Annotated in this window: 5 protein-coding genes; 4 read left to right on the plus strand and 1 reads right to left on the minus strand. The window is 67.4% G+C overall.

The window, feature by feature from the left end; genetic code table 11:
- Positions 1-53 precede the first annotated feature (53 nt).
- Together QH196_RS27750 and QH196_RS27755 are read left to right on the plus strand one after the other, a co-directional pair.
- Positions 54-2,954 carry a UPF0182 family protein gene (locus QH196_RS27750; protein ID WP_280418788.1) on the plus strand — a complete coding sequence of 967 codons (2,901 nt, stop codon included), beginning with the start codon at positions 54-56 and terminating at the stop codon, positions 2,952-2,954.
- 239 nt (positions 2,955-3,193) lie between these two features.
- The gene (locus QH196_RS27755) at positions 3,194-4,075 is read left to right on the plus strand and encodes an alpha/beta fold hydrolase (protein WP_280418789.1); all 882 of its coding nucleotides are present in this window, start codon (positions 3,194-3,196) and stop codon (positions 4,073-4,075) included.
- A gap of 31 nt (positions 4,076-4,106) precedes the next feature.
- Here the strand turns inward: QH196_RS27755 and QH196_RS27760 are convergent, their stop codons facing one another.
- Complete coding sequence (locus QH196_RS27760; RefSeq protein ID WP_280418790.1) at positions 4,107-4,595, minus strand: GbsR/MarR family transcriptional regulator; 489 nt, start codon at positions 4,593-4,595, stop codon at positions 4,107-4,109.
- A 91-nt stretch (positions 4,596-4,686) separates the two neighbouring features.
- Here QH196_RS27760 and QH196_RS27765 point away from each other — a divergent pair, with 91 nt between their 5' ends.
- Together QH196_RS27765 and QH196_RS27770 are read left to right on the plus strand one after the other, a co-directional pair.
- Positions 4,687-5,601, plus strand: coding sequence for an ABC transporter ATP-binding protein (locus QH196_RS27765; RefSeq protein WP_280418791.1), 915 nt, complete (start codon positions 4,687-4,689; stop codon positions 5,599-5,601).
- A complete protein-coding gene (locus QH196_RS27770) occupies positions 5,598-7,268 on the plus strand; it encodes an ABC transporter permease (RefSeq protein WP_280418792.1) in 1,671 nt (556 codons plus the stop codon). The genes QH196_RS27765 and QH196_RS27770 overlap by 4 nt, the downstream gene beginning before the upstream one ends.
- Positions 7,269-7,330: the final 62 nt, after the last annotated feature.

Genomic DNA, 7,330 nt, shown 5'->3' on the forward strand with positions numbered 1-7,330 from the left:
GCCGGTGCCGGCCGCCCACCCATCAGGCGAGCGCAGCCACGGGAGTGTGGGAGATGAGCGCACACGAGGGTCTGAGCCTGCCGCGGTTGCCCCGCGGTGCGCGACTGCTGCTGATCGTCGCTGTCGGGCTCCTCGTGTTCCTCCTCGTCGTGACACGACTGATCGGTGTCTATACCGGCTGGTTGTGGTTCGGTGAGGTCGGTTTCCGCGAAGTCTGGCGCACCGTGCTGTTCACCCGCGTATCGCTGTTCGTTGTGATCTCGGTGCTCGTGGGTGGTGTTCTCTTCGCGGCGATGTGGCTCGCGTTCCGTTATCGGCCACTGGTCGCCCTGCCCCGAACCGAGGACTACCTGCTGCCCTATCGCACCACTGTGTTGCGGCGACCCCTGTGGTTCGGGCTGGGTATCGCCGGCGGGATCGGGGTGATCTGCGGGCTCATCGGCCAGTCACGATGGACGACCGTACAACTGTTCCTGCACGGCGGATCGTTCGATATCCGCGATCCCGAGTTCGGGCACGATATCGGTTTCTACGTCTTCGACCTGCCGTTCTACCGGCTCGTGGTGACCTGGCTGCTCGTGGTGATCTTCCTCGGCTTCCTCGCCGGTCTGGCGACCCACTATCTGTTCGGTGGCCTGCGGCTCTCCGGTGGTCGCCCGGGGCTGAGCCATCCCGCCCGCGTCCAGCTGGTGGTGTTCGCCGGGCTCTTCGTCCTGATGAAGGCCATCGCCTACTGGTTCGACCGGTACACGCTGCTCGCCGGGGACAGTCAGGAGCCCACGTTCACCGGGGCCGGATACACCGATATCAACGCGGTGCTGCCGGCCAAGCTCATCCTGTTCGCGATCGCCTTGATCTGCGCCGCGGCCTTCTTCTCCGCCGTCGTGGTCCGGGATCTGCGCATTCCCGCCTTGGCAGCCGCGATGCTGTTGTTGTCGTCGATCCTGGTGGGCGGGGTCTGGCCGCTGGCGGTGGAGCAACTCTCGGTCCGGCCGAACGCGGCCGATAAGCAACGTGTCTACATCGAACGGAATATCGCCGCGACCCGGCAGGCGTACGGGATCGGTGGCGACCGGGTCGAGTACCAGCCGTACCCGGGTATCGGAACCCGGCCGCCGCCGAAGGTTCCCGCGGATGCGACGACCCTCGCGAATGTCCGTCTGCTGGACCCGAATGTGGTTTCGCGGACATTCACCCAGCAGCAGCAACTGAAGAATTTCTACAGTTTCCCGGAGAACCTGGATCTGGACCGCTACCGCATCGACGGGCAACTACGCGACTATGTGGTCGCGGCGCGGGAGCTGACCCCGGAGGCGCTGAGCGGTAACCAGCGGCATTGGGTCAATCGGCACACCGTCTACACCCACGGCAACGGGTTCGTCGCCGCCCCGGCCAACCGCGTCAATGCCGCGGTTCGCGACGCCGCCGGCGATACCGAGAGCAGTAACAGCGGCTATCCGATCTACACGGTCAGCGATATCGCCACCGGCGCGACCGGTAACCAGCTGATTCCCGTCGATCAGCCCCGGATCTACTTCGGTGAGGTGATTGCCGCGGCCGACCCCGATTACGCCATTGTCGGCGGCGGCACCGAACCGCGCGAATACGACACCGACAGCACGAAATACACCTACACCGGCGCTGGTGGTGTCCCGATCGGGAACTGGTTCAACCGCCTGGCCTTCGCCACCGCGTACGCCGAACGCAACATCATCTTCTCCGGCGCGATCGGCCCCGATTCGAAGATCATCTTCAACCGGGACCCGCGGCATCGCGTGGAGCTGGTCGCCCCGTGGCTGACCACCGACAACAACCCGTACCCGGCGGTCGTGGACGGCCGGATCGTCTGGATCGTCGATGCGTACACCACGATCGACGGCTATCCCTACGCGAAAACCAGTTCGCTGGAGGCCCTCGCCCACCCGGGCGACCCCGCCGCCGGCCCGTTCGAGGAGATCTCCTACGCACGCAACTCGATCAAAGCCACCGTCGACGCCTACGACGGCACGGTGACCCTCTATCAGGTCGATCACGACGATCCCGTACTCGATGCGTGGATGAGGGTTTTCCCGGGAACCGTCGAACCCGAGGAATCGATCAGCGACGAGCTACGGGCCCATTTCCGCTATCCGGAGGATCTGTTCAGCGTCCAGCGCGAGATGCTCGCCAAATACCATGTGAACGAACCGCGAGAGTTCTTCACCACCAATGCTTTCTGGTCGGTACCCAGTGACCCGACCGTCGATACCAACCCACACCAGCCCCCGTTCTACGTCCTGATGGGGGATCCGCAGACCGCGCAGCCGTCGTTCCGGCTGGCCAGCGCGATGGTCGGATTCAACCGGGAGTTCCTGTCCGCCTATATATCGGTCGATTCCGACCCCGGCGACTACGGGCGTTTCACCATCCTGCAACTCCCCACCGACACCCTCACCCAGGGGCCGCAGCAGATCCAGAACTCGATGATCTCCGATACCCGGGTGGCGTCCGAACGCACCCTGCTGGAACGGTCGAACCGCATCCAGTACGGCAATCTGCTCACCCTGCCGATCGCCGAGGGCGGCATCCTCTACGTCGAACCGCTGTTCACCGAACGGATCTCGACCACGCCGAACGGGTCGACCTTCCCGCAACTCGCCCGAATCCTCGTCAGCTACCGCGACCCTGCCACCGCCGGCGTCCGCGTCGGTTACGCCCCCACTCTCGCCGAGGCACTGGATCAGGTATTCGGCGCCGAAACCGGAAACCTCGCCACCGCCCCCGGCGGCAGCCCCGCCGCGCCCCCGCCACCCGGACGGCCGCCACCGGCACCACCACCGCCGGCGACCACGCCACCCGAACAGGCGCCGCCACCACTGGACGAGGCGACGATCGCCGAACTCAACGCGCAGATCGAGGCGATCCGCGACGCGCTCGACCGGATTCAGCAGCAGCTGAACGGTCCCGGTGGGTGACGCCCGCCGGACCGTATCGGCCAGGACACAGCCTGGCAGGTGACCCGGCCGGCTTCGGGAGCTCGTCGTTTGCACTGACAGCCGTCTGTCCGGCATCTTTGGGGGAGGAGAGCCGGGAAGCCTGGTCGGCGCACCCGGTCCAGCCGCGGGCCGGGATCGCAGCCGACGAAAGACGATCTTCGCTGATGAGTTCTCCCGGATCCCGCCCCTCACTGTTCGCTCGCGGTTCCCGTCCCGCGATGGTTTCGGCTTATGTCAACGCCCCCAGCGGCGAGGTGATCCGTTTGTGGTGCACGGAGCAACTGGACGACTGGTCCACGCCGCACCGGCAGTCGACGGTCACCACCTCGGCCGGGCCCACGCACGTCACAACTCTCGGAGATACCCGCGGGCCGGGGCCCGTTGTCGTGGTGGTCCCGGGAACGAATATGAACACCGCGGCCTCGTTACCTTTTCTGGCTCGGCTGGCGATACGGCACCGGGTCATCGCTCTGGATATGCCGGGTCAGCCCGGCCTCAGCGCGCCGCAGCGGCCGCGCAGAGACCGGATGGCCTGGTATGGGCAGTGGCTCGACGAGGTGCTGGAGCAGACCGTCCCCGACAAGGCCGTACTGCTCGGGCATTCGCTGGGCGGCGCGATCGCCCTGGCCTGCTCCTCACCGCGCGTCGCCGGCCGGGTGCTGATAGCACCGGCCGGGCTGGTTCGCCTGGCGGTGCCCCCGCGCCTGCTCGCGGCGACCCTGGCCTGGCTCGGCACTCCGTCACGTGCCGGCACAGCCCGTCTGCTGCAACTGATGTCGGGCCCGGAGCGAACTGTCGCACCGCATCTGGTGGAGTGGATGACCCTGGTCGCCCGCTACTGCCGGTCCACCCTGGCGCCGGCGCCCCTGGCTCCGGAATTGCTCGGGAGCTGCCGGTCGGCCCCCTGTGTGGTGGCCACCGGTTCCCACGACATCTTCCTGCCACCCGACCGTCTGGAATCCCCTGTTCGCGACCGGCTCGGCGCCGAACTGCGTGTACTTGCGGAGTGCGGGCACCTGACCCTCGACGACGACCCGGCTGGTGTTGTGGACCTGGTAGACGACCTCACCGGACGCTTGGGACACCTCCCGGATCGGTGAGCAGACACCGAGACCGACCGAGATCTGCGGCTCAGTCGGGAAACATCTCCCGGCGGTGCTTCTGCCAGCGGCTCATCATTTCGGGAAGTTCAGCGCGCATGAACCGGTAGTACTCCAGCGTTTCGCGGACCCGGCGACCACCGGGGCGGGCGGCATCGAGCAGTTCGACGCCGTCGCTGAGGAACCGCAGGGCCCGGTCGAGCGATTCCTGACGCTGGCTGGTGATGGCGTACCAGACATCCTCGTCGTAGACCCGGTAGGTGTCGGCGCGCGCCCCGGGTTCGCGTTCCCGGCCGAGCAACCCGGCCTGGACGAGGTAGCGGACGGCGCCCGAGATCGCGGCCGGGCTGACCTGGAGCCCGGTCGAGAGTTCTTGGGCGGTGTAGCGCTCGGCATCGTCTGCGAGGACGTAGGCGAAGACCCGGGCCGCCATCCGCGGTGTGCCCGAGTCCGCGAGCAACAGCGCGAATTGCTCGACGAACCGCAGGACCGCCTGTTCCTGCTGGTCCTGCTCGTCCACACAGACCTCCTCTACCCCTGCCGACACATGCAGTTACATCATAGCCTTCAAACTATTCACACATTTGTGAAAGAAATGTACGCTGAAGGGTATGAATACCGCAGTCGCAATCTCGGGGTTGCGCAAGACTTTTGGCCGCACCACCGCACTCGACGGCCTGGACCTCGACGTCCGGCGCGGTGAGGTCCACGGCTTCCTGGGCCCGAACGGTGCCGGGAAGACCACGACCATCCGGGTCCTACTCGGACTCCTACGCCCCGACAGCGGCTCGGTCGAACTACTGGGCGGGGATCCCTGGCGGGACGCGGTCGCGTTGCACCGCCGCCTGGCCTACGTCCCCGGCGATGTGGAACTGTGGCCGAATCTCACCGGCGGGGAGGCGATCGACGTATTCGCCCGGCTGCGCGGCGCGGTGAACACGACCCGCCGCGAAGAGCTGATCGAACGGTTCGATCTGGACCCGACGAAGAAGGCCCGCACCTACTCGAAGGGCAACCGGCAGAAGGTCGCCCTGATCGCGGCACTGGCCTCGGACGCGGATCTGTTCCTGCTCGACGAACCCACCGCCGGACTCGACCCCCTGATGGAGGTGGTGTTCCAGGATGTGGTCGCCGAGGTGAAGGCCCGGGGCGGCACGGTCCTGCTGTCCAGCCACATCCTGGCGCAGGTCGAGAAACTCGCCGACCGGGTGAGCATCATCCGCAGCGGGCGGGTCGTGCAGACGGGCACCCTCACCGAGCTCCGGCATCTGACCCGCACCACGGTCGAAGCCGTGACCGAACGCCCGATCGGGGACCTGAGCGCGCTGGCCGGCGTCCACAATGTGATCACCGAGGACGGCCGGGTCCGTTTCGACGTCGACACCGACGCGCTCGACGCCGCGATCGCCGCGGTCAGCCGCGCCGGGGTTCGCGCGCTCACCAGCCACCCGCCCACACTCGAAGAGCTCATGCTGCGTCATTACGGCGACGAACTCGCCGCCGCGGGCAACGGAGCAGGCGAATGACGACCACGGCACTACATTCCGGCACACCTGCCGCGGCGCCGATCGACCCGCGACAGACCACCTGGCGCGATACCCTGGCCGGTACCGGCGCGCTGGTACGGCTCGATCTGCGACGGGACCGGATCAAGCTCCCCGCATGGGTCCTCGGTATCACGCTGATGAGCGTCTACTACGCCTCGGCACTGCAGCAGGTATACACAACTCCCGAAGATCTACGGGCGGTCAGCCAGTTCAGCGAGGGCGTCGTCGGCGCGCTGATCTCGGGCCCCGGATACGGCCTGACCGACCCCACCGTCGAATCGGTGATCGTCGCTGTCTACGGCCTGTACTACCTGCTGCTCGCCGCGCTGATGAATATCCTGCTCATCTCCCGGCACACCCGCGTCGAAGAACAGACCGGACGTGCCGAACTCGTCCGCGCCAATGCGGTCGGGCGCCATGCCCAGCTCACCGCCGCACTGGTCCTCGCGGTCATCGCGAACCTCGCGGTGACACTGCTGATCGCCGGTTCGTTCGCCGCGGCCGGGCTCGATACCTCCGACGCCCTGCTGTTCGGTGCCAGTGTCGGTGCGGCGGGCCTGGTCTTCGCCGCGATCACCGCGGTCACCGTGCAGATCACCGAATACTCGCGCGCCGCGTCCGGACTCGCGGGTCTGGCACTGGGCATCGCCTATGTCATCCGCGCCGCCGGCGATGCCGTCCAGGAAGGTGGCAGCGCGCTGTCCTGGCTCTCCCCGCTGGCCTGGTCACAGCAGACCCGCGCCTACGCAGACGGTCGCTGGTGGCCGCTGCTGCTTTCGGTCGCGCTGGTTCTGGTGGTCACCGCGGTGGCCTACTTCCTCTCCTCGCGCCGCGACCTCGGCGCCGGGCTGGTGCCGCCACGTCCCGGCCACCGGGAGGCTCCGGCCTGGCTGGCCACACCGGTGGCGTTGGCGGCACGCCTGCAACGGGCCGGGCTCATCGGCTGGACGTGCGCCCTGGTGGCCAGTGGCGCGCTCTACGGCGGGATCGGCAATACCATCGTCGATTCCTTCGACGACCTGCCCGACCAGGTCGTCGACGTCATGGGCGGCGACGCGAGCCGTATGCTCGACGGCTACCTCGGCACCATGGCGTTCTTCGATGCCCTGCTGGTCACGGTTTTCGCGATCCTCGCCGTGCAATCCCTGCGCACCGAGGAAACCACCGGCCGCACCGAACCGGTGCTCGCCACCGCGACCGGCCGGGTCGTCTGGTTCGCCGGATATCTCGGTGTCGCGGCGCTCGGCGTCCTCGCCCTGCTCGCCGCGACGGGCCTGGCACTCGGGATTGCGCTGGCCCTGTCGGTCGGCGACGCCGGCTACGTCGTGGACGGTCTCGTATCCCACCTCGTATTCGCACCCGCGGTGCTGCTGGTACTCGCGATTGCCGCCCTGCTCTACGGTGTCCTTCCGCAGGCGATCGGCGCCACTTGGGCGCTGTTCGGGTTCGCCCTGATTGTCGGGTTCTTCGGCCCGATCATGGACTTGCCGCAGTGGGTCCATGATCTGTCCCCGTTCCAGCACATCGCCCGCATCCCGATGGAAGAGATCCGCTGGCCGGCGTTGATCGTGCTGGCCGTCCTGGCGGCACTATCCGCTGCCGTCGGCGCCTACCGCTTCCGGGAGCGCGATCTGGACGCCACCTGAGCATCACCGGCCCCGGGACCACGATCGCTCTTCTCTGCTCCGGCCCGGAAACCGTCTGCCCC

Source organism: Nocardia carnea, assembly GCF_029868325.1.
GTDB classification, from domain to species: Bacteria; Actinomycetota; Actinomycetes; order Mycobacteriales; family Mycobacteriaceae; genus Nocardia; species Nocardia carnea_C.